Source organism: Aurantimonas sp. DM33-3 (genome assembly GCF_014334315.1).
Lineage (GTDB): Bacteria > Pseudomonadota > Alphaproteobacteria > Rhizobiales > Rhizobiaceae > Aurantimonas > Aurantimonas coralicida.
On sequence record NZ_JACSGS010000016.1, the window covers coordinates 23,951 to 44,656 of the forward strand.

At 69.8% G+C, this 20,706-nt stretch carries 24 protein-coding genes; all 24 read left to right on the forward strand.

Annotated features, from left to right (window positions below; genetic code table 11):
- The 24 genes from H9Q09_RS18115 to H9Q09_RS18230 all read left to right on the forward strand — a co-directional run bounded on the left by H9Q09_RS18115 (window position 1) and on the right by H9Q09_RS18230 (window position 20,702).
- A complete protein-coding gene (locus H9Q09_RS18115) occupies window positions 1-1,248 on the forward strand; it encodes a phage major capsid protein (protein ID WP_187392190.1) in 1,248 nt (415 codons plus the stop codon).
- A gap of 71 nt (window positions 1,249-1,319) precedes the next feature.
- A complete protein-coding gene (locus tag H9Q09_RS18120; protein ID WP_187392191.1) occupies window positions 1,320-1,883 on the forward strand; it encodes a phage head-tail connector protein in 564 nt (187 codons plus the stop codon).
- The gene (locus H9Q09_RS18125; RefSeq protein ID WP_187392192.1) at window positions 1,883-2,215 is read left to right on the forward strand and encodes a phage head closure protein; all 333 of its coding nucleotides are present in this window, start codon (window positions 1,883-1,885) and stop codon (window positions 2,213-2,215) included. Before H9Q09_RS18120 ends, H9Q09_RS18125 begins: the two co-directional genes overlap by 1 nt.
- Window positions 2,215-2,433, forward strand: coding sequence for a hypothetical protein (locus H9Q09_RS18130; RefSeq protein WP_187392193.1), 219 nt, complete (start codon window positions 2,215-2,217; stop codon window positions 2,431-2,433). The genes H9Q09_RS18125 and H9Q09_RS18130 overlap by 1 nt, the downstream gene beginning before the upstream one ends.
- A gap of 119 nt (window positions 2,434-2,552) precedes the next feature.
- Window positions 2,553-2,963 (forward strand): DUF3168 domain-containing protein, encoded by a 411-nt coding sequence (locus tag H9Q09_RS18135; protein ID WP_024348730.1) that lies wholly within the window; start codon window positions 2,553-2,555, stop codon window positions 2,961-2,963.
- 124 nt (window positions 2,964-3,087) lie between these two features.
- Entirely contained in the window at window positions 3,088-3,501 is a 414-nt protein-coding gene (locus H9Q09_RS18140) for a phage major tail protein, TP901-1 family (RefSeq protein ID WP_187392194.1), read from the forward strand.
- A 2-nt stretch (window positions 3,502-3,503) separates the two neighbouring features.
- Window positions 3,504-3,851 carry a gene transfer agent family protein gene (locus H9Q09_RS18145; RefSeq protein ID WP_187392195.1) on the forward strand — a complete coding sequence of 116 codons (348 nt, stop codon included), beginning with the start codon at window positions 3,504-3,506 and terminating at the stop codon, window positions 3,849-3,851.
- 5 nt (window positions 3,852-3,856) lie between these two features.
- Window positions 3,857-4,078: a rcc01693 family protein gene (locus H9Q09_RS18150; RefSeq protein ID WP_228238879.1), complete on the forward strand. Its 222-nt coding sequence runs from the start codon at window positions 3,857-3,859 to the stop codon at window positions 4,076-4,078.
- Between the two features lie 30 nt (window positions 4,079-4,108).
- Window positions 4,109-4,663 (forward strand): phage tail tape measure protein, encoded by a 555-nt coding sequence (locus tag H9Q09_RS18155; protein ID WP_187392196.1) that lies wholly within the window; start codon window positions 4,109-4,111, stop codon window positions 4,661-4,663.
- Window positions 4,664-4,665: 2 nt separating this feature from the next.
- Complete coding sequence (locus H9Q09_RS18160) at window positions 4,666-5,301, forward strand: DUF2460 domain-containing protein (RefSeq protein WP_187392197.1); 636 nt, start codon at window positions 4,666-4,668, stop codon at window positions 5,299-5,301.
- Window positions 5,298-6,188 carry a DUF2163 domain-containing protein gene (locus tag H9Q09_RS18165; RefSeq protein WP_187392198.1) on the forward strand — a complete coding sequence of 297 codons (891 nt, stop codon included), beginning with the start codon at window positions 5,298-5,300 and terminating at the stop codon, window positions 6,186-6,188. Before H9Q09_RS18160 ends, H9Q09_RS18165 begins: the two co-directional genes overlap by 4 nt.
- A complete protein-coding gene (locus H9Q09_RS18170; protein WP_187392199.1) occupies window positions 6,185-6,670 on the forward strand; it encodes an NlpC/P60 family protein in 486 nt (161 codons plus the stop codon). Before H9Q09_RS18165 ends, H9Q09_RS18170 begins: the two co-directional genes overlap by 4 nt.
- Window positions 6,671-6,673: 3 nt before the next feature.
- Window positions 6,674-10,564: a glycoside hydrolase/phage tail family protein gene (locus H9Q09_RS18175; RefSeq protein ID WP_187392200.1), complete on the forward strand. Its 3,891-nt coding sequence runs from the start codon at window positions 6,674-6,676 to the stop codon at window positions 10,562-10,564.
- Between the two features lie 34 nt (window positions 10,565-10,598).
- Window positions 10,599-10,805 carry a hypothetical protein gene (locus tag H9Q09_RS18180; protein ID WP_040325398.1) on the forward strand — a complete coding sequence of 69 codons (207 nt, stop codon included), beginning with the start codon at window positions 10,599-10,601 and terminating at the stop codon, window positions 10,803-10,805.
- Between the two features lie 193 nt (window positions 10,806-10,998).
- The gene (locus H9Q09_RS22535; RefSeq protein WP_246716227.1) at window positions 10,999-11,316 is read left to right on the forward strand and encodes a hypothetical protein; all 318 of its coding nucleotides are present in this window, start codon (window positions 10,999-11,001) and stop codon (window positions 11,314-11,316) included.
- An 85-nt stretch (window positions 11,317-11,401) separates the two neighbouring features.
- A complete protein-coding gene (locus H9Q09_RS18190) occupies window positions 11,402-12,076 on the forward strand; it encodes a response regulator transcription factor (protein WP_009208915.1) in 675 nt (224 codons plus the stop codon).
- Window positions 12,054-13,442 carry a HAMP domain-containing sensor histidine kinase gene (locus H9Q09_RS18195; RefSeq protein ID WP_187392201.1) on the forward strand — a complete coding sequence of 463 codons (1,389 nt, stop codon included), beginning with the start codon at window positions 12,054-12,056 and terminating at the stop codon, window positions 13,440-13,442. The genes H9Q09_RS18190 and H9Q09_RS18195 overlap by 23 nt, the downstream gene beginning before the upstream one ends.
- Before the next feature lie 82 nt (window positions 13,443-13,524).
- Entirely contained in the window at window positions 13,525-13,929 is a 405-nt protein-coding gene (locus H9Q09_RS18200; RefSeq protein WP_187392202.1) for a hypothetical protein, read from the forward strand.
- Between the two features lie 97 nt (window positions 13,930-14,026).
- Window positions 14,027-15,214: a c-type cytochrome biogenesis protein CcmI gene (gene ccmI / locus H9Q09_RS18205; RefSeq protein ID WP_187392203.1), complete on the forward strand. Its 1,188-nt coding sequence runs from the start codon at window positions 14,027-14,029 to the stop codon at window positions 15,212-15,214.
- A complete protein-coding gene (gene ccmE, locus H9Q09_RS18210) occupies window positions 15,211-15,708 on the forward strand; it encodes a cytochrome c maturation protein CcmE (protein WP_187392204.1) in 498 nt (165 codons plus the stop codon). The genes ccmI and ccmE overlap by 4 nt, the downstream gene beginning before the upstream one ends.
- Complete coding sequence (locus H9Q09_RS18215) at window positions 15,705-17,693, forward strand: heme lyase CcmF/NrfE family subunit (RefSeq protein ID WP_187392205.1); 1,989 nt, start codon at window positions 15,705-15,707, stop codon at window positions 17,691-17,693. The genes ccmE and H9Q09_RS18215 overlap by 4 nt, the downstream gene beginning before the upstream one ends.
- Window positions 17,694-17,737: 44 nt before the next feature.
- A complete protein-coding gene (locus H9Q09_RS18220; protein ID WP_348646330.1) occupies window positions 17,738-18,184 on the forward strand; it encodes a cytochrome c-type biogenesis protein in 447 nt (148 codons plus the stop codon).
- A 150-nt stretch (window positions 18,185-18,334) separates the two neighbouring features.
- Window positions 18,335-19,846 (forward strand): Do family serine endopeptidase, encoded by a 1,512-nt coding sequence (locus H9Q09_RS18225; RefSeq protein WP_187392206.1) that lies wholly within the window; start codon window positions 18,335-18,337, stop codon window positions 19,844-19,846.
- 178 nt (window positions 19,847-20,024) lie between these two features.
- Window positions 20,025-20,702: a response regulator transcription factor gene (locus tag H9Q09_RS18230; protein ID WP_024348712.1), complete on the forward strand. Its 678-nt coding sequence runs from the start codon at window positions 20,025-20,027 to the stop codon at window positions 20,700-20,702.
- Window positions 20,703-20,706: the final 4 nt, after the last annotated feature.

Consider the following 20,706-nt stretch of genomic DNA (forward strand, 5'->3'; position numbering starts at 1 on the left):
ATGAGCGACCATTCCCATCCGTCCCTCGAAACCAAGGCGCACGCGCCGGAGGCCGGAGCGGCCTTCCACGAGTTCATGCAGGCCTTCGAGAGCTTTCGCGAGGCCAATGACGAGCGCCTGGGGGAGATCAAGAAGCGCATGAGCGCCGATATCCTGACCGAGGAGAAGGTCGACCGGATTTCCAAGAGCCTCGATGAGCAGGAGCGGCGCGTCGAGCGGCTGATCCTGAAGGAGGCGCGGCCGGCCTTGGGCGGCGAGTGCCGGCCCGCGGCCGGGCCGAGCGAGCATCGCAGCGCTTTCGAGCGCTATGTGCGCAGCGGCGACGAGCAGGGGCTGCGCCGGCTCGAGGAAAAGGCGATGTCGAGCCTGACCGGGGCCGATGGCGGCTTCCTGGTGCCGGACGAGACCGAGACCGAGATCGGCCGGCGGCTGGCGGCGATCTCGCCGATCCGCGCCATCGCGACGGTGCGCATGGTTTCGGCCGCCGTCCTGAAGAAGCCCTTCGCGATCGACGGCGCGCAGACCGGCTGGGTGGGCGAGGCCGATGCCCGCCCGCAGACCACCGCACCGCAGCTCGCCGAACTCGCCTTTCCGACGATGGAACTCTACGCCATGCCGGCGGCGACCAACGCCCTGCTCGACGACGCGGCGGTGGATATCGATCGCTGGATCGGCGACGAGGTCGAACAGGCCTTCGCGGCGCAGGAAGGCGCGGCCTTCGTCAATGGCGATGGTGTGGCCAAGCCGAAGGGCTTCATGACCTATCCGACGGTGGACGAGGGCGCCTGGGCCTGGGGCTCGGTGGGCACGGTGGCGACCGGCGCCGACGGCGGCTTTGCGCCGGACGAGGCGGCCGACAGCCTGCTCGACCTCGTCTATGCGCTGAAGGCGGGCTACCGGCAGAACGCCAGCTTCGTGATGAACCGCCGCACCCAGGCGAGCGTGCGCAAGCTGAAGGATGGTGACGGCAATTATCTGTGGCAGCCGCCGGCCAGCGCCGGGGCGCGGGCGACGCTGATGGGCTTTCCGACGGTCGAGGCCGAGGACATGCCGGATATCGCCACGGATGCGAAGGCGATCGCCTTCGGCGATTTCGGCCGCTTCTACCTGGTCGTCGACCGGCAGGGCGTGCGGGTCCTGCGCGATCCCTATTCGGCCAAGCCCTACGTCCTCTTCTACACGACCAAGCGGGTCGGGGGCGGCATCCAGGACTTCGACGCCGCCAAGTTCCTCGACTTCGCCGCCTGACGGGCGGGCTCAAGGGCGAGACGGATGACGGCCGGGCCCACGCCCGGCCGTTTGCTTTGGCGGAGGGACGGATGACGATCATCGATCTGGGGCCCGGCGGGGCCGAGGAGCCGGCAAGCGTGGCCGAGGCGAGGGCCTGGGCGCGGATCGACCGGGACGACGAGGACGGACTGATCGCTGCGCTGATCCGCGCGGCGCGCGAGACCATCGAGGCGATGGCCGGGCTGGTCCTGGTGCAGCGGTCCTTCCGGCTGGCGCTCGATCCGGTGCCGGCCGACGGCTGGGTGGAGATCGCGCGACGACCGCTGGGGACGATCACCGGCGTGACCGCCTACGCGTCGGGCGGGGTGCCCGTGATGTTCGATGCGGGCGAGGCGATCATCGAGCGGGCGCTGGGAGTGGAGGCAATCCGGGTGTCGCCGGGCGTGCGCGCCGCAGCGGTGAACGGCGTCGAAGTGGAGTTCGAGGCGGGGTTTGCGGCCGGTGCGGTGCCGGAGAATTTGCGGACCGCGCTCCTGGTGATCGTGGCGGCGTCCTACGAGATGCGGGCGGCGGTCGATCCCGGTCAGCAGCCGGCGGTGATGCCGGAGCTCGCACGGTCGCTGATCGCGCCCTATCGGCGGGTGCGGATCTGATGGCGCCGCTGTTCCTCGATCCGGGGCTGTTGCGCAAGCGCGCGGCGCTGCTGGCGCCCGAAGCGGAGCCGGACGGCGCCGGCGGCGCGGCGACGCGCTGGACGGAAATTCGGGAGCTGTCGGTGCATGTGGAGCCGGTGACCGTGGCGGCGCGCGAGCGGTTCGACCGACACGAGGCGACGATCACGCACCGGGTGATCTGTCGTTCGAGCGGGGAGGTGGTGCGCGGGCGCGCCTTCGGCATCGGGACGCGGCGCCTTGTCATCGCCTCGGTGCACGATCCGGACGAGACGGGGCGCTTTCTGGTGTGCCGGTGCGAGGAGGAGGCGTGATGCGGATTTCGGTGGAGATCCGGCGGCTGCGCAGCCGCCTTCCGCTCGAACGGCTGGTGCGCGCGGTTCGCCGGCCGGGCCGCTTGCGCTCGACCGTGCCGGCGGGGAACTGGCCGTCGACCTCGAACGTGCCGCGGCATCTCGGCACGCTGGATGATCGCGATACGGGGCCTGGCGACGATCTGCGCGATGCGCGGGGCCTTGCGACGACGGTCTGATCTTGCGGGCGGGTGCGATCACTTGTGCGAGACGAGGCATAAGAGGTCGCAGTTCGTCTGGCGGACGCAAGGGCACGCCATATATCATCTTGTAGACATCCGTGAGCGAGGAGGATGACATGGCGCATCCCAGTGCCGAACTCCAGACGACGATCTTCGAGACGCTGACCGCCGACCCATCGCTGACATCGCTGTTGGGCGGGCCGAAAGTGTTCGACCGCAGACCCGAACATGCAAGCTTTCCCTATCTGACGCTTGGCCGCACGGCGGTGGTGGACTGGTCGACCGGGACCGAGGACGGCTCCGAGCACATCCTGACCCTGCATGTCTGGGCGAAGGGTGGCGGCAAGGCCGAGACCTACGAGATCATGGACAAGGTGGCCGGCCGGCTGAACGACGCGCATCTGCCGCTGGAGGGCCACCACTTGGTCAATCTGCAACTGCAGTTCGCCGAGGCGCGGCAGGAACCGGACTCGGCCACCTATCACGGCATATTGCGGTTCCGGGCGGTGACCGAACCGCTGGCCTGACGGCCAGCCGGCGCGGGGCACGGGTCCCGCAGACATTCAAGCGACATCGACACGGGCGGTCCTTCGGGGCCGCCCTTTTCTTTGGCCGGTGCCGACCGGCACCGGGGCGGAAAGGACGACGCGAATGGCCGCACAGAGAGGCAAGGACCTTCTCCTGAAGATGGACGAGAACCGGGACGGGAGCTTCGTCACCGTGGCGGGGCTGCGGACGCGGCGGATCGCCTTCAACGCCGAGACGGTGGACATTACCGACGCCGAGAGCGCCGGCCGCTGGCGCGAACTCCTGGGCGGGGCCGGGGTGCAGCGGGCGTCGCTGTCGGGATCGGGCATCTTCAAGGATGCCGCCTCCGACGCCAGCCTGCGGCAGGTGTTCTTCGCCGGAGACATCGTGCCGTTCCAGGTGGCGATCCCGGAGTTCGGCACGATCACCGGACCGTTCCAGCTGACGGCGCTCGAATATGCCGGCGAGCACAATGGCGAGATCACCTTCGAGGCGACGCTGGAATCGGCCGGCGCGCTGGCATTTGCGGCGGTCTGACAATGGCGGTCAATCGCCATCGCGGCGAGGTGCCGGCGATCATCGACGGGCGCGAGCGCACGCTCTGCCTCACCCTGGGGGCGCTGGCCGAACTGGAGGACGCCTTCGCGGCGGACAGCCTGGCTGGGCTGGTGGAGCGCTTCGGCACCGGCCGGCTGTCGGCCCGCGACCTGACGCGGATCCTGGCGGCGGGTCTGCGCGGCGGCGGCGCGGATGTCAGCGAGGCCGAAATGGCGGTCATGCGGATCGATGGAGGGGCGGCGGGGGCGGCGACTGTTGCCGCGCAATTGCTGGCCGCGGCCTTCGGCACGCCGGGTGAGGAGACGGAGCCGGCTCCGCCAAACCCCTGAACGCCGTGCCGGATCGACCGGCGCCCGGCACGGCCTTTCCCTGGACCGAGGCGATGCAGGCGGGGCTCGGCCTGCTGCGCCTGTCGCCGCGCGCATTCTGGGCCGCGACGCCGCGCGAGCTGGCGGCGGCGCTGGCGCCCTTCGGCACTGTTGCGGGCGAGGCGCCCGCCCGCGCCGCGCTGACCGCCCTGATGAGGCGCTTTCCCGACCGGGATTCTTCGAACTGACGAGGTGACAGGATGGAGCCGGACGAGACCATGAACGTCGCGATCGTCGCCGATACCAGCGGGTTCGAGCAGGCGATGGGGGACCTGACGCAGCGAGTCAATTCCTTCGGCTCGGCGATCGCGTCGGCGATGAAGGGCGCGGTGTCGGGCGGGCGCTCGCTCGACGGCGTGCTGCGCCAGCTCGGCCAGCGGATCTCGACGATCGCACTGGATGCGGCGCTGAAGCCGCTGACGGATCTGGCGTCGAACGTCCTCGGTAATGCGCTGGGCGGCTTGGGTGGCGGTGGCGGCGTGCCCGCCGTGACCGGGATCGTGCCCTTCGCCAAGGGCGGCGTCGTCGCCGCGCCGAGCTATTTTCCGACGGCCGGCAAATTGGGCCTGATGGGCGAGGCGGGGGCGGAGGCGATCCTGCCGCTGCAGCGCGGCGCCGACGGAACGTTGGGGGTGGCGAGCACCGGTGCGCCGTCCGGCCCGTCCATCGTGTTCAACGTGACGACGCCCGACGCGACGAGCTTCCGACGGTCGGAGGCGCAGATTCAGGCGATGCTGGCGCGGGCCGCCAGCCGCGGCCGGCGGGGATTGTGACCATGGCAATCGAAGCCTTCAGCGAGGCGCGGTTTCCGCTGCGCGTGTCCTTCGGGACCAGCGGCGGGCCGGAGCGGCGCACGGAGATCGTGCGGCTGTCGACCGGCTTCGAGCATCGCAACCAGCGCCATCGCCATTCCGTGCGCCGCTACGATGCGGGGTCCGGCGTGCGCAGTCTCGCCGATCTGGTGACGGTGCTGGATTTCTTCGAGGCGCGGCGGGGCCGGCTGACGGGGTTCCGCTTTCGCGATCCGCTGGACTGGCGCTCCTGCGCCTATGGCGGGAGCCCGAGCGCCCTCGACCAGGCGATCGGCGTGGGCGACGGGGTGACGACGGAGTTTGCGCTGGTGAAGCGCTATGGCCTGGGCGCCGACGCCTATGTTCGGCCGATCGCCAAGCCGGCGGGGGAGACGGTCCGGATCGCCGTGGACGGCAGCGAGGTCGCGGCGGGGATGGTCGTCGACCCGGTGACCGGGATCGTCACCTTCGCGGACCCGCCGGGCGAGGGCGCGGCGATCACCGCCGGTTACGATTTCGACGTGCCGGTGCGGTTCGACATGGACCAGCTGACCGTGAACGTCGCGGCCTTCGAGGCCGGGGAAATTCCGTCCATCCCGCTGATCGAGGTACGCCCATGAGACAGATTCCCCCGGGACTGGCGGCGCATCTGCAGGGTCCCCAGACGACGCTCGCCCATTGCTGGCGCCTGACCCGCCGGGACGGCGCGGTGCTGGGCTTCACCGATCACGATGCGGCGCTGGTTCTTGCCGGGACCCGCTTCGAGGCGGCGACGGGGCTGACCGGCAGCGAGGCCGAGGAGATGCTGGGGCTGGCGGCGGCCAGCCGAGAGGTCGAGGGGGCACTGGATTCCGCTGCCATCGACGAGGCCGACATCCGGGCGGGGCGCTACGACGCGGCGCGGATCGAGACCTTCGTCGTCAACTGGCAGAGCCCGGAGGAACACGTCCTCGTCGATGTGGCGGAACTCGGCGAAGTGAAGCGCGGCGAGACCGGTTTTACGGCCGAACTGCGCGGTGTCGCGGCACAGCTCGACCGGGTGCGGGGACGGATCTACCGGCGGCGATGCGATGCGGTGTTCGGCGATGCGCGCTGCGGCTTCGCGGCCGCGGTGGCGCCCTACACGATCGAGACGGCTGTCGTGGGCGGCGAGGGATCGCGGATGGTCGTCGCCGGCACGCTCGGCGGTGCGCCGGCGCTGTTCCAGAACGGCCGGCTGACAATGCTGGGCGGAATGGCCGAGGGGCTCGGGGCCGACATCGTCTCGGCCATAGCGAGCGTAGGCGGGACGGTGACGCTGGTGCTGACGGAGGCGCCGGGGGCGACGCCATCGCCGGGGGACCCGGTGCGACTGATGCAGGGCTGCGACAAGCGCTTTGCGACCTGCCGCGACCGGTTCGGCAATGCGGTGAATTTTCGCGGCTTTCCGCACATGCCGGGCGGCGATGCGGCGCTGGCCATCGCCAAGAGCGACGGGCGCCATGATGGCGCGCCGGTGGTGCCATGAGCACGGTGCAGGCGGGCTGTCGCGGGGCTGATGCCGACGGCGGCGGGGCGGCCGTCGATGCAGGGTTGCCACGGGCGTTGATCGTGGCGCGGCGTTTTCTGGGAACGCCCTATCGCCATCAGGGCAGCCGGCGGGGCGTCGGCTGTGACTGCCTCGGCCTGTTGCGCGGTGTCTGGCGCGAGCTGCATGGCGCCGAGCCGGAGGATCCGGGCCCCTACCGGGCCGACTGGGCGACGCGGTCGGGGCCGGATCGGCTGCTGGAGGGTGCGCGGCGGCATCTGCGGGAGATTGTGCGCGCCGATGCGCGGCCCGGCGATGTCCTCCTGTTTCGCTGGCGGGTCGGCGCGCCGACCACCCATTGCGGCATTCTCGACGCGGAGGATCGTCTGATCCACGCCTATGAGGGCGCTTCGGTCGTTTCCTCGCCGATGCCGCATGCCTGGACGCGCTGCATTGCCGGCGCCTTTCGCTTTCCGGAGTAGACCATGGCGACGATCCTGTTGCAGGCGGCCGGCGGTCTCGTCGGCGGCGTTCTGGGCGGGCCGTTTGGCGCGGTGCTCGGCCGTGCGGCCGGTGCCCTGGCGGGCGCCTCGATCGACGCGGCGCTGTTCGGCACGACGAAGCGGACGGAAGGGCCGCGCCTGACGGAAAGCCGGATCATGGGCGCCGACGAGGGCGCCGGCATTCCACGGGTCTATGGCACGGCGCGGGTGGCGGGGCAGGTGATCTGGGCGACGCGCTTCGAGGAAGATTCGGCCACCGAGCGCCGCGGCGGCAAGGGCGGCGGCCCGAAGGTCGAGAGCACCACCTACAGCTATTACGGCAATGTCGCCGTGGGGCTGTGCGAGGGGCCGATCGCCGGCGTCCGCCGGATCTGGGCGGATGGCGAGGAGATCGACCGCGAGCAGGTCGTTCATCGCGTCTATCCGGGCAACGAGACCCAGGCGCCCGATCCGCTGATCGAGGCGCGGCAGGGGGCCGGCAACGCGCCGGCCTATCGCGGGCTCGCCTATCTCGTCCTCGAGCGGCTGCCGCTGGAGCGCTGGGGCAACCGGCTGCCGCAGATCACCTGCGAGATCCTGCGTCCGGTCGGGCAGATGGAAACGCAGATCCGTGCCGTCACCATCATTCCCGGCGCCAGCGAGCACGGGCTCGATCCGCTGCCGGTGCGCGAGCGGCTGGGACCGGGCGAGGACCGGCTGGTCAACCGCAACATGCTGTTCGGACCGAGCGACTGGATGGCATCGCTGGACGAGCTGGAGGCGCTGTGCCCGGCGTTGGAGCGGGCGGCGCTGGTGGTGTCCTGGTTCGGCGACGATCTGCGGGCCGGACACTGCAGTTTGCGGCCGGGGATCGAGATCGGAGGCCGGGACGAGACCGAGGAATGGCGGGCAGGCGGCGTTGGTCGCGGTGGAGCACGGCTGGTCAGCCGCGTCGATGGCGGGCCGGCCTTTGGCGGCACGCCGGGCGACCGGGGCGTCTCGCGGGCGATCGCCGATCTGAAGGCGCGCGGGCTGGGGGTCACCTATTATCCCTTCGTCCTGATGGACGTGCCGCCGGGCAACGGCCTGCCAGACCCGTATGGCGCAGGCGAACAGGCGGCGTTTCCCTGGCGCGGGCGGATGACGCTGGATCTGGAACCCGGCCGCGCCGGCTCGACCGACGGCACAGCGGCGGCCCGCGCCGCCATCGCGGCCTTTCTGGGCACGGCGGGGCCGGAGCATTTCTCCGCCGCGGGCGGAGAGGTCGTCTATGCGGGGCCGGCGGAATGGTCGTATCGGCGGATGATCTTCCATCAGGCGGCGCTGGCGGCCCTGGCCGGCGTCGACGCCTTCGTCATCGGCTCGGAAATGCGCGGCCTGACCCGCATCCGGGACGAGACCGGGGCGTTTCCCTTTGTCGAGGGTCTGATCGCCATCGCCGGGGCCGTGAAGGCGATGCTGCCGGACGCGGTCGTGACCTATGCGGCCGACTGGAGCGAATATGCCGGCTACCAGCCGGCGGATGGTTCGGGCGATGTCTTCTACAATCTCGATCCGCTCTGGGCCTCGCCGGCGATCGACGTGGTCGGCATCGACAATTACCTGCCGCTCGCCGATCTGCGGGACGCAGGCGAGGATGCGTCGGCGGACGAAACGCCCTCGCAATACGACCGGGCGGCGCTGCGGAGCGGCATCGCCGGCGGCGAATATTTCGACTGGTACTATGCCAGCGCGGGCGACCGCGCGGCGGGGCTGTGCACGCCGATCACCGACGGTGCCCATGGCAAGCCCTGGGTCTATCGCGCCAAGGATCTGGCGGGGTGGTGGGCGAACCCGCATGTCGAACGGCGCGGCGGCGTGGAGATTGCCGGAACCTCTCCCTGGGTGCCGATGGGCAAGCCGATCTGGTTCACCGAACTCGGCTGCCCGGCGATCGACAAGGGCGCCAACCAGCCGAATGTCTTCGTCGATCCGAAATCCTCGGAAAGCCATACGCCGCATTTCTCGGCGGGTGGGCGCGACGATCTCGCCCAGCGCCGCTTCGTCGAGGCGCATCTGGAGCATTGGGACCCGGCCTCGCCGGTCTTCGATGCGACGGCCAACCCGGTCTCGCCGGTCTATGGCGGGCGAATGGTGGCACCGGATGCCATCCATCTCTGGACATGGGATGCGCGACCCTATCCGGCGTTTCCCGAACGGTCCGATGTCTGGGCCGATGGCGACAACTGGCGGCGCGGCCACTGGCTGAGCGGCCGGCTGGCGAACTCCCCGGCGGATGCGCTGTTTGCCGCAATGCTGCGCGATCACGGCATCACGGATTTCGACGTCTCGGCGGTGGATGCGGTCGTGACCGGCTTCGTTGCGGGGGGGCCCGGCTCGGCCCGCCAGGCGCTTGAGGAGCTGATGCGGCTCACCGGGACGGTCGGCCATGTGGCGGCGGGCCGGCTGGTGCTGCGTTCGCTGGCCCGGCTGCGGCCCGAAGCGACGATCACCGCCTTTGCCGACGGGGAGGGCCCCTTTGTCGAACTGCGCCGGGCCGATGCGAGCGAGCGGGCGCAGGAGGTCTCGCTGGGCTATCTCGATCCGGCGCGGGCCTATCAGCCGAGTGCCGCCGAGGCGGTGCGGGCGAGCGCCGACCGGCCGCGCAAGGAGATCGTCGAACTGCCGGTGGTGCTGGATGAAGCCCATGCGCGGGAGCTGGCGGCCGAGATGCTGGCGGAAATGGGCGGCCATGCCGAGACCGCGCGCTTCGGGACTGCGACATCGGAACTGGCGCTGGAGGCCGGCGACACGGTGCGGCTCGACGGCCGGGACGGGGCCTGGCTGATCACCCGGATCGAGACGGGGCTCGCCCGCCAAATGGAAGCGCGGCTGCTGCCGCCTCGGCGGCGCGCCTATCCCGACCAGGGGAAGCCGCCACCGGGGCCGGGGCCACTTGTGCCGCTCGGCGCCTCGCGGCCGCTGGTGCATCTGCTCGACCTGCCGCTGCCGGAGGGCGGCGAGGCCATCGCGGGCGCGCGCTTCGCGATCCACGCGAGGCCTTTCGCGGGCTATGCCCTCGGCGTGTCGCGTTCCGGGGACGGCTTCGACACCCGCAGCATTGCCACCCGTGCGGCGACGACCGGGGCCCTGATCGAAGCGCTGGAAGCCGGCCCCCGCGGCGTGCTCGACCGGGGCCGTCGGCTGTTCGTGCGGCTGCATCGCGGTGCGCTGTCCTCGATCGACAAGGGAGCGCTGCTCGATGGCGGCAATCTCTGCGCCGTCCAATGCGCGTCAGGCGCCTGGGAGGTGCTGCAGTTCGCCAGCGCCACCGAGATCGCGCCGCAGATCTTCGAACTGAGCGGATTGCTGCGGGCGCAGGGCGGCACCGAGGATGCGATGGCGGCGGGCGCCGCGCCGGGAGCGGCCTTCGTGCTGCTCGACGCAGCCTGCGAAGCGCTGGGCCTCGGCACCGGCGAGGTCGGGCGCGACCTGACGATCCGCGTATCGCCGCTCGGCCGGCTCGCCGACGATCCGGCGGTCGTCACCCTGTCCGCCACGCTGGGGGCACGCTCGGTGCGGCCGCTGTCGCCGGTGCATCTACGCGCGGAGTTTCACCAGGACGGCGCGCTGGCGCTGGCGTGGATCCGGCGGACGCGCATCGGCGGCGACGGTTGGGACGGGCTCGACGTGCCGCTGGGCGAGGAGCGCGAACTTTACAGCATCGAAATCGGCGACGGATCGGGGGCGGTTCTTGCCCGGCAGACCGGGCAGCCGGCGCTGATGGTGCCAGCGGCGGAGCAGCACGCCGCCTTCGGCGCGCTGCCGGCGACGGTGACGGTGACCGTCGCCCAGACGAGCCCGGTCTGGGGCGACGGAACCCCATCCGTCCAGACCTTCATCCGTCCGGGCTGACCCGGCAATTCAAGGCAACAGGAGGAGAGGCGAGATGAGCGATGCAAAACCCTGGTACCAGTCGCGCAGCATCTGGGGCGGGCTGGTGGCGCTGGTCGCCGGCGTCGGCGGGATCGTCGGCGTCGAGATCGACGCGGCCACCAGCGAGACGCTGATACTGTCGCTGACCAACGGCGCCGCCGCGATCGGTGCGGTGGTCGCGATCCTCGGCCGGCTGGCAGCGCAGAAGACCCTGCGATAGCGGGCCGGCTGCGGCTGGAGCCGTCACGTGTCTGTGCTAGACGCGTGGCGGTTCGGGGCGGCGGAAGTGTCGGAGCCTGCCGGAATCGGCGCGCGAAGCGGCATCATTCATGGGCGGTTCAGCGAGACCTTGCTAGGAAGGGGTCGGCTGCCATGTCTGTGGCCGGTGGCGTTCCGATCTAGCTGGGCAATCCATGACCCGAATTCGTACCATCTTTCTTGTGTTTCTCGCCGCCCTGACGCTGGGTGCCGGGCCCGTCGTCGCGCGTGACGGTGCGGGCGACTGGCCGAAGCAGCTCGGTCGGGCGGCGCCCGTGACGGACGGTCTGGTGCGCCTGGCCCAGGCCGATTGCTCGAGCGCCGGGTCCAAGGCCGCGGCGCAGACCGGCGGCGAGGTGCTGTCGGTCTCGACCCGCACCGAAGGCGGCCAGACGGTCTGCGTGGTGACGGTGCTGGTGCCGGGCACCGATGGTGGCCGCCCGCGCAAGACGACGGTGACCATTCGCCCGTAAGCCGGGCAGCGCGGCGTCCAGCCGGACGCGCGCACCATCCGGCTTCGAGCGATGCCGGACGAATTGCAGAGAGGGGACGATCCGCATGCGGATACTCGTCGTGGAGGACGACCAGACACTGAACCGCCAGCTCGTGGAGGCGCTGAACGGCGCCGGCTACGTGGTGGACAAGGCGATGGACGGCGAGGAGGGGCATTTTCTCGGCGATACCGAACCCTATGACGCGGTGGTGCTGGATGTCGGCCTGCCGCTGATGGACGGCATCAGCGTCCTGGAGCGCTGGCGGCGCGACGGCCGCACCATGCCGGTGCTGATTCTGACCGCCCGCGACCGGTGGAGCGACAAGGTCGCCGGCATCGACGCGGGCGCCGACGACTATGTCACCAAGCCGTTCCATGTGGAGGAAGTGCTGGCGCGGCTGCGCGCGCTGATCCGCCGGGCGGCCGGCCATGCCTCCTCGGAGATCCATTGCGGGCCGCTGCGGCTCGATACGCGCGCGGCCCGGGTGACGCTCGACGGCACGGCGCTGAAGCTGACCTCCCACGAATACCGCCTGCTCGACTATCTGATGCACCATCAGGACCAGATCGTCTCGCGCACCGAACTGATCGAGCATCTCTACGACCAGGATTTCGACCGCGACTCCAACACGATCGAGGTGTTTGTCGGGCGGCTGCGCAAGAAGCTCGGCGGCGCCGAACTGATCGAAACCGTCCGCGGGCAGGGCTACAGGATGCATGATGGCGGCACCGGCGGTTAGGTCGCTCACCGCCCGGGTCATCCTGCTGTCGAGCGTGTGGGCTATCGTCGCCTTCGCGGTGGCCGGCGGTCTGATCTCGACGCTGTACGAGCGCACCGCGCGCAAGGGGTTCGAGGATCTCCTTACGGCGCAGCTCTACAATCTCGTCAACAGCGTCAGCGTCGGCGATTCCGGCTATCTGTCGGGCTCGCCGGATCTCGGCGACCTGCGCTACCTGCAGCCCTTGTCGGGCTGGTACTGGGAGGTCGTGCCGGCCAGCGCCAACACGCAAGGGAGGCTGAGCTCCGGCTCGCTGGGGATTCTGGATGTTCCGCCGACCGGGACCGCGCAGGTGCCCTTCGACGCCGCCTACCGGCGCAGCTACGATGCCGACGGCCTCGACGGCGAGCAATTGCGGATCATCGAGACCGAGGTCGTGCTCGACAGCCAGAACCATGCGGCGCGGTTCCGGGTGATGGGCAATGCCAGCGTCGTGGCCGCCGAAATCGGCGAGTTCGACCGCATCCTCACCCTCTATCTCGGCGCCGTCGGGCTGGGCACGGTGCTGGTCAACGGCCTCGCCATCCTGTTCGGGCTGGGGCCGCTGCGGGCGGTGCGCGCGGCGCTGAGCGACGTGCGAACGGGCCGGGCGGAGCGGCTTGAGGGGCGTTTTCCCATCGAGATCGAGCCGCTGGCGGTCGAGATGAACGCGCTGATCGACAACAATCGCCGCATCGTGGAGCGCTCGCGCACCCAGGTCGGCAATCTCGCCCATTCGCTGAAGACGCCGATCGCCGTGCTCGTCAACGAGGCGAGCGCGATGGGCCGTGAGCGCGGCCAGGTGATCGGCGACCAGGCCGAGCGGATGCGCCAGCAGGTGCAGCATTATCTCGACCGGGCGCGGGTGGCGGCGCAGAGCGAGGGCGGCGTGTTCCGCACGCCGGTGGCGCCGACGCTGGAGCGGCTGGTGCGGGTGGTCGCCAAGCTCAACCCAGGGATCGACCTCGATTTCGACGCGGAGGCGGCGGCCGATCTGGTCTTTGCCGGCGAGAAGCAGGATCTGGAAGAAATCGCCGGCAATCTCCTGGAAAATGCGGGAAAATGGGCGAAGGCCCGCATCCGCGTTTCGGCCGAGGCGACGGGCACCGACCGCGTCTCGGTGAGCATCGAGGATGACGGGCCGGGGCTGACGGAGGAACAGATCGTCGAGGCCAAGAAGCGCGGCACGCGGCTCGACGAGGCGACGCCCGGTAGCGGATTGGGCCTGTCCATCGTTCTCGACATGGTGCGCGAATATCGCGGCGTCCTGGATCTCGGCCGCTCCGAACTGGGTGGCCTGAAAGCCACGGTGACGCTTCCCCGCGCGCCGGGCGGCCTGGCCGCTTGACATGCCGGGCAAGACCCATGATCTCCGACAGGCCTTCCCTGGCGCAGTCTTGCGACGGGCCTGCCGTATTCGGATGGATCATATGCGCATTGTCTTGAAGCTTCTGGTTCCGGTTCTGGCGCTTCCCGTGTCCGGTTGCCTGAGCGCCGGGTTCGGGGGCGGAACCCTGTCGCCGCCGACCGAGGGCGTCGCGGCGCTGGACGGCGGGCTGATCGGGCAGGATCCGGTGGGCCGGACGCTGCCGGAGGACGCCCGCGCCCGGGCGCTGGAGGCGGAATTCCAGGCGCTGAACTTTGCCACGGCCGGACAGCCGGTCGCGTGGAACGCCGACGGCTACAGCGGCGAGGTCGTGCCGACCCAGCTCTACCGCGTCGGTTCGCAGGACTGCCGGGGCTATTCGCATGTGTTCCAGGGCGAATCGCCGGTGGTGAAGGCGGTGGGAACCGCTTGCCGGACGGCCAGCGGCTTCTGGAAGCCGGTGGTCTGACGATCATGCGGCGCGCGGCCGACCTGCTTCGCCGCAGAGGGCGGGCGAGGCCGAAGGCCGCGTTTCCTTTGGCCGTCGCCGTGAGTATAGGGATGGCATGATCTTCTGGTTTATCGCCGCCGTGATGACGGCGGCCGTCACGCTTCTCTCGCTGTGGCCGCTGCTGCGCTCCCGGCAGGAGCATCTGGCCAGTCGTGCCGAGCACGACGTGGAAGTCTATTCGGCGCAATTGCGCGAGCTCGACGCGGATGTGGCACGCGGCGCGATGGCGCCTGCCGAGGCCGAGACCGCACGGGCGGAGATCGGCCGGCGCCTGCTGCGGGCGGCCGATCGCGGCAAGAGCGAGAGCCAGGCGGGCACCGCGTCGTGGCAGCGGCCGCGCATGCTGGCCGCCATCGCGGCGGTCGCGCTTCTCGTGCCGATCGGCTCGGTGGTGCTGTATGCCCAGCTCGGCGGCGCGGGGCGCCCCGATGTGCCCCTGGCCGGACGCAGCGCGCCGACGAGCGGCCCCGGCGACATCCAGACCCTGATCGCGGGCGCCGAGGAACGGTTGCGCGCCGAGCCGGAGGACGGTCGCGGCTGGGACGTGCTGGCGCCGATCTATCTGCGGATCGGCCGTGTCGAGGATGCCGCCGAGGCCTTTCGCAACGGTATTCGTCTGAACGGCTCGTCGGCCGCCCGCGAAAGCGGACTGGGCGAGGCGCTGACGCAGCTTGCCGGCGGCGAGGTGACGGACGAGGCTGAGGCCGCCTTCGAACGGGCCGTGGCCGCCAATCCCGCGCATCTGCCGGCGAAATTCTTCCTGGCGCTGAACCTGTCGCAGGAAGGGCGCCGTGACGAGGCCGTGACCGCCTGGACGCAACTCGTCGAGATGAGCCCGCCGGACGCACCGTGGCTGGAGATCGCCAATGCCGCGATCGCCGATGCGCGCGGCGAAGCGCTCCCGGCAGCGTCGACGGCGGACGCCGGAACCGCGGCGCCGGCGCGCGGGCCGGGCGAAGCCGACATCGCGGCCGCCGCCGACATGGCGGCGGAGGATCGCCAGGCGATGATCGAGGGCATGGTGTCGCAGCTTGCCGCCCGGCTGGAAACCAACCCGAACGATGTGGAAGGATGGAAGCGCCTGATCCGGTCCTATACCGTCCTCGGTGACGACGAGGCGGCGGGCGCGGCCTATCGCACGGCGCGCCAGACCTTTGCCGCCGATTCCGCGGCCGGTCGGGAAATCGCCGCTTTCGGCGACGAGCTTGGGCTGACCGCCGAGGGAGAGACGCAGACACAATGACCCGCAAGCAGAAGCGCCTTGCCTCGATCGCCACGATCCTTGTCGTCATTGGCGGCGCGGCCGCACTCGTCCTGACCGCATTGTCCGACAGCGTCGCCTATTTCCATTCGCCGAGCGACATCGTCGCCAAGGCGCCGGCGCAGAGCCAGCGCATCCGGCTGGGCGGACTGGTGGAGGAAGGCTCGGTCGTGCGCGACGGCTCGCAGCATGTCAGCTTTAAGGTGACCGACTCGCTGGAGAGCGTCGAGGTCGCCTATACGGGGCTCCTGCCGGACCTGTTTCGCGAGGGGCAGGGCGTCGTCACCGAAGGCACGCTGGGGCCGGACCGCATCTTCATCGCCGACACGGTGCTGGCCAAGCATGACGAGACCTACATGCCGAAGGAGGTCGTCGACGACCTGAAGGAGCGCGGGCTCTGGGAGGACGGCAAGGGCATGGTGAACAAGGAGACGCCCGAGGCCGTGGTGACGCAGACGTCGGGGGCCGGCTCGTGATCGTCGAGATCGGCCATTACGCCCTGATCCTGGCGCTGTCCTTGTCGCTGGTGCAGTCGGTGCTGCCGGCGATCGGCGCGCGCAGCGGCGACGCCCGGCTGATGGAAACCGGCACGATCACCGCGACCGGTGCCTTCGTTCTCCTGATGCTGTCCTTCTCGGCCCTGACGGCGGCCTATGTGACGTCGGACTTTTCGGTCCTCAACGTCTTTCAGAATTCGCATTCGCTGAAGCCGATGCTCTACAAGGTCACCGGCGTGTGGGGAAACCACGAGGGCTCGATGCTCCTGTGGGTCTTGATCCTCAGCCTGTTCGGTGCGCTGGTGGCGCTGTTCGGCCGCGACCTGCCGGCCAGCCTGAAGGCCAATGTGCTGGCGGTGCAGGCCTGGATCACCGCCTGCTTCCTGCTCTTCATCCTGACCACGTCGAACCCGTTCAGCCGCGTCTTTCCGGCGCCGATGGAGGGGCAGGACCTCAATCCGATCCTGCAAGACATCGGCCTCGCGATCCATCCGCCGCTGCTCTACCTCGGCTATGTCGGCTTCTCGATCGCCTTCTCCTTCGCCGTTGCCGCCTTGATCGACGGCCGCATCGACGCGGCCTGGGCGCGCTGGGTGCGGCCCTGGACGCTGACGGCCTGGGTGTTCCTGACCGCCGGCATCGCGATGGGCTCCTACTGGGCCTATTACGAGCTCGGCTGGGGCGGCTGGTGGTTCTGGGACCCGGTGGAGAACGCCTCCTTCATGCCGTGGCTGTCCGGCACCGCGCTGTTGCATTCGGCGCTGGTGATGGAAAAGCGCTCGGCCCTGAAGATCTGGACGATCCTCCTGGCGATCCTGACATTCTCGCTGTCGCTGCTCGGCACCTTCCTAGTGCGCTCGGGCGTCCTGACGTCGGTGCATGCCTTCGCCACCGACCCGACCCGCGGCGTCTTCATCCTCGCCATTTTGTGCCTGTTCATCGGCGGGTCGCTGGCGCTGTTCGCGCTGCGCGCCTCGACGCTGGAGGCGGGCGGCCTGTTCGCGCCGATCAGCCGTGAGGGAGCGCTGGTCGTCAACAATCTGTTCCTGACGACGGCCACCGCGACAGTGCTGGTCGGCACGCTCTATCCGCTGGTGCTGGAAGTCCTGGGCGGCGCCAAGATCTCGGTCGGCGAGCCGTTCTTCAACCTCACCTTCGGCCCGCTGATGGTGCCGCTGCTGTTTGCCGTGCCGTTCGGCCCGCTCTTGGCCTGGAAGCGCGGCGACCTTCTGGCGGCGGCGCAGCGGCTGTATTTCGCCATCGGCGCGGCAATGCTGACCATCCTGATCGCGGTGGCGCTGACCTCCGGCACGCGCATTCTCGCGGCGCTCGGCTTCGGGCTGGCGGTGTGGCTGATGGCCGGCGCCCTGACCGATCTGTTCGTGCGGGCCAATTTCGCCAAGGTCGGCTGGCGCACGGGTCTTGCCCGCATGCGCGGGCTGCCGCGCTCGGCCTTCGGCACGGTGCTGGCGCATTTCGGCCTCGGCGTGACGGTGCTCGGCGTGATCACCGCCTCGGCCTTCCAGACCGAGACCGTGACCGCGATGCGGGCCATGCAGACGGTGAATGCGGGCGGCTACGAGGTGCGCTACGAGGGCGCCCAGCAGCGGCAGGGGCCGAATTACGAAGAGCAGGTGGGCACGTTCACGCTGCGCCGCGACGGTCTCGACGCCGGCATGATCGAAAGCGCCAAGCGCTTCTACCCGGCGCGGCAGATGCCGACGACCGAGGCCGGCATCCACACACGCTGGTTCTCGCAGCTCTACATCTCGCTGGGCGATCCCTCGCCGGACGGCGCGTCGATCGTGGTGCGCGTCTGGTGGAAGCCGCTGATCACGCTGATCTGGATCGGCGCGATCTTCATGGCGGTGGGCGGCACGGTGTCGCTGTTCGACCGGCGCCTGCGGGTCGGTGCGCCGGCGCGCAGCCGCAAGCGGCAGCTGGCGGCGGGAGCCGAAGCGTGACCCAGCCCGGCTGGCGCGCCATCGCTGCGAGCCTCGCGCTCTCCATCTTCGTGATCGCGGGGCCGCAGGGCGCGGCACCGGCTTTCGCGGTGACACCCGACGAGGTGCTGAGCGATCCGGCGCTGGAAGCGCGGGCGCGGCAATTGTCGACGGGGCTGCGCTGCCTCGTCTGCCAGAACCAGTCGATCGACGACAGCAATGCCGATCTCGCCAAGGATCTGCGGCTCCTCGTGCGCGAGCGGCTGGTGGCCGGCGACACGGATGACGAGGTCATCGACTATCTGGTCTCGCGCTATGGCGAGTTCGTGCTGTTGAAGCCGCGCTTCGACTGGGCGACGCTGGCGCTGTGGGGCACGCCGGTGGTGGTGCTTCTGGCCGGGATCGGCTTTGCCATTATCACCGTGCGCGGCCGCCGGCAGGCCGCGGCACCGACGGCGCTCTCGCCGGAAGAGGAAGCGGCGATCGCCGAGGTGACGCGCTCGCGCGGCTGACGGTTCCGGGCGTCCGGGCGCCAACCTTACGAAGATTTCACACGCCCGAAAAGGTCCCGTAATCTGGCAATCCCTAGATTGGCATCCATCGATGGCGCACGGCTCGTGCCGACGCCACAGGGATCGAAGACCAATCGAAGAGGGTTTCCAATGCGCAACGATGCGAACAAGACGAAGCGTGGCGGTCTGATTGCCGGCGTTCTGGCCGCGGGCGTCGCCAGCGTCGCGCTGACCGGCGTCGTCGGCAACACCGTGCCGGTCTTCGCCGAGCCGGTGAAGGTCGAGGCACCGGTCCAGAATTTCGGCTTTGCCGACGTGGTGGAGAAGGTCTCGCCCGCCGTCGTCTCCGTCCGCGTCACCCAGGAAGTGACCCCGACCATGTCGCAGGGCCGCGGCCCGCAGATGGGTAGCCCCTTCGACAGCCTGCCGGAAGATCACCCGCTGCGCCGCTTCTTCGACGTGCCGGGCCGCGACAACGCCCCGAACGGCATGCGCCCGGATCGCGAGCCGCGCACCCGCATGGGCCAGGGCTCGGGCTTCTTCATCTCCGACGACGGCTTCGTCGTGACCAACAACCACGTGGTCGAGGGCGGCAGCCAGTACACGGTCGTCATGGATGACGGCACGGAGTACGACGCCGAGCTGATCGGCACCGATCCGCGCACCGACCTCGCGCTGCTCAAGGTCGACGAGAGCAACACCAAGTTCACCTATGTCGAGTTCGGCGATGACGACGCCGTGCGCATCGGCGAGTGGGTCGTGGCGGTCGGCAACCCGTTCGGCCTCGGCGGCTCGGTGACGGCCGGCATCGTCTCGGCCCGTGGCCGCGACATCGGCGCCGGCCCCTATGACGACTTCCTGCAGATCGACGCGGCGGTGAACCGCGGCAATTCCGGCGGCCCGGCCTTCGGTCTCGACGGCAAGGTCATCGGCGTCAACACGGCGATCTTCTCGCCGTCGGGTGGCAATGTCGGCATCGCCTTCGCGATCCCGGCCTCGGTCGCCAAGGACGTCATCCAGTCGCTGCGCGAGGACGGCAGTGTCGAGCGCGGCTGGCTGGGCGTGCAGATCGCGCCCGTCACCGACGACATCGCCGAGGCGGTCGGCCTCGACGAGGAGAAGGGCGCCATCGTCACCCTGCCGGACAACGAGACCCCGGCGACCAAGGCCGGCATCAAGACCGGCGACGTGATCACCGCAGTCAACGGCGAGACGGTCGAGGGTCCGCGCGAGCTGGCCCGGATGATCGGCAATTACCGTCCGGACACCAAGGTCGACGTGACCATCTGGCGCGACGGCAAGGCGCAGGACGTGTCGGTGGAACTGGGCAATCTGTCCAGCCTCGACGAGGCCGCCTCGGCCCGCGGTTCGGGCGTTCCGGTCGATCCGTCCTCGCTGTCGGGCTACGGCCTGACCCTGACCCCGTCGGAAGACGGCGAGGGTGTCGTGGTCACCGACGTGAAGCCGGATTCCTCCGCCTCCGAGAAGGGCATCAAGGCCGGCGACATCATCATCGCGGTGAATGGCGAGACGGTCGAGACCCAGAAGGACGTGCAGTCGGCGATCGACGCCGCTGCGGAATCCGGTCGCAAGGCGGCGCTGTTCCAGCTCCAGACCAACGGGCAGAACCGCTTCGTGGCGCTGCCGATCGCCAAGAGCTGATCCTTCCGACGATGATGGCGAGGCCTTCGGGCCTCGCTCTCTCCACCCGCGGCGGCTGACCGACGCGCCAGGCCTGCGCCCGGCACGCCGGTCAGCCGCTTTTCTTTTGCGCCGAATGGTTCACATAGGAGAAACCGAGATGTCCTTCTCCCCGAGCCCCGCAACGCTGCCCGACCCCATGCGCATCCTGATCATCGAAGACGACAGCGAAGCCGCGGCCTATCTGGTCAAGGCGCTGCGCGAGGCCGGCCACGTCGCCGAACATGCCGGCGACGGCGACGACGGCTTTCACATGGCCGACAGCCGCAGCTACGACGTTCTCGTCGTCGACCGCATGCTGCCCAGGCGAGATGGCCTGTCGATCATCTCGGGCCTGCGCGAAAAGGGCAACGAGACCCCCGCGCTGATCCTGTCGGCGCTGGGGCAGGTGGACGACCGTGTCACCGGCCTGCGGGCGGGCGGCGACGATTACCTCGCCAAGCCCTTCGCGATTTCCGAGCTCCTGGCGCGGATCGAGGTGCTGGGACGGCGCCGCGGCAGCAAGGACGTGGAGACCAGCTACCGGGTCGGCGATCTGGAGCTCGACCGGCTGTCCCACGAGGTGCGCCGCAACGGCAAGCCGATCGTGCTGCAGCCGCGCGAGTTCCGGCTGCTCGAATATCTGATGAAGCACGCCAACCAGGTCGTGACCCGCACGATGCTCCTGGAGAATGTCTGGGACTATCATTTCGACCCCCAGACCAACGTGATCGACGTGCATATCTCGCGGCTACGTTCCAAGATCGAGCGCGACTTCGACACGCCGCTGCTGCACACGGTGCGCGGTTCGGGCTACATCATGCGCAGCGACGCGTAAGCCC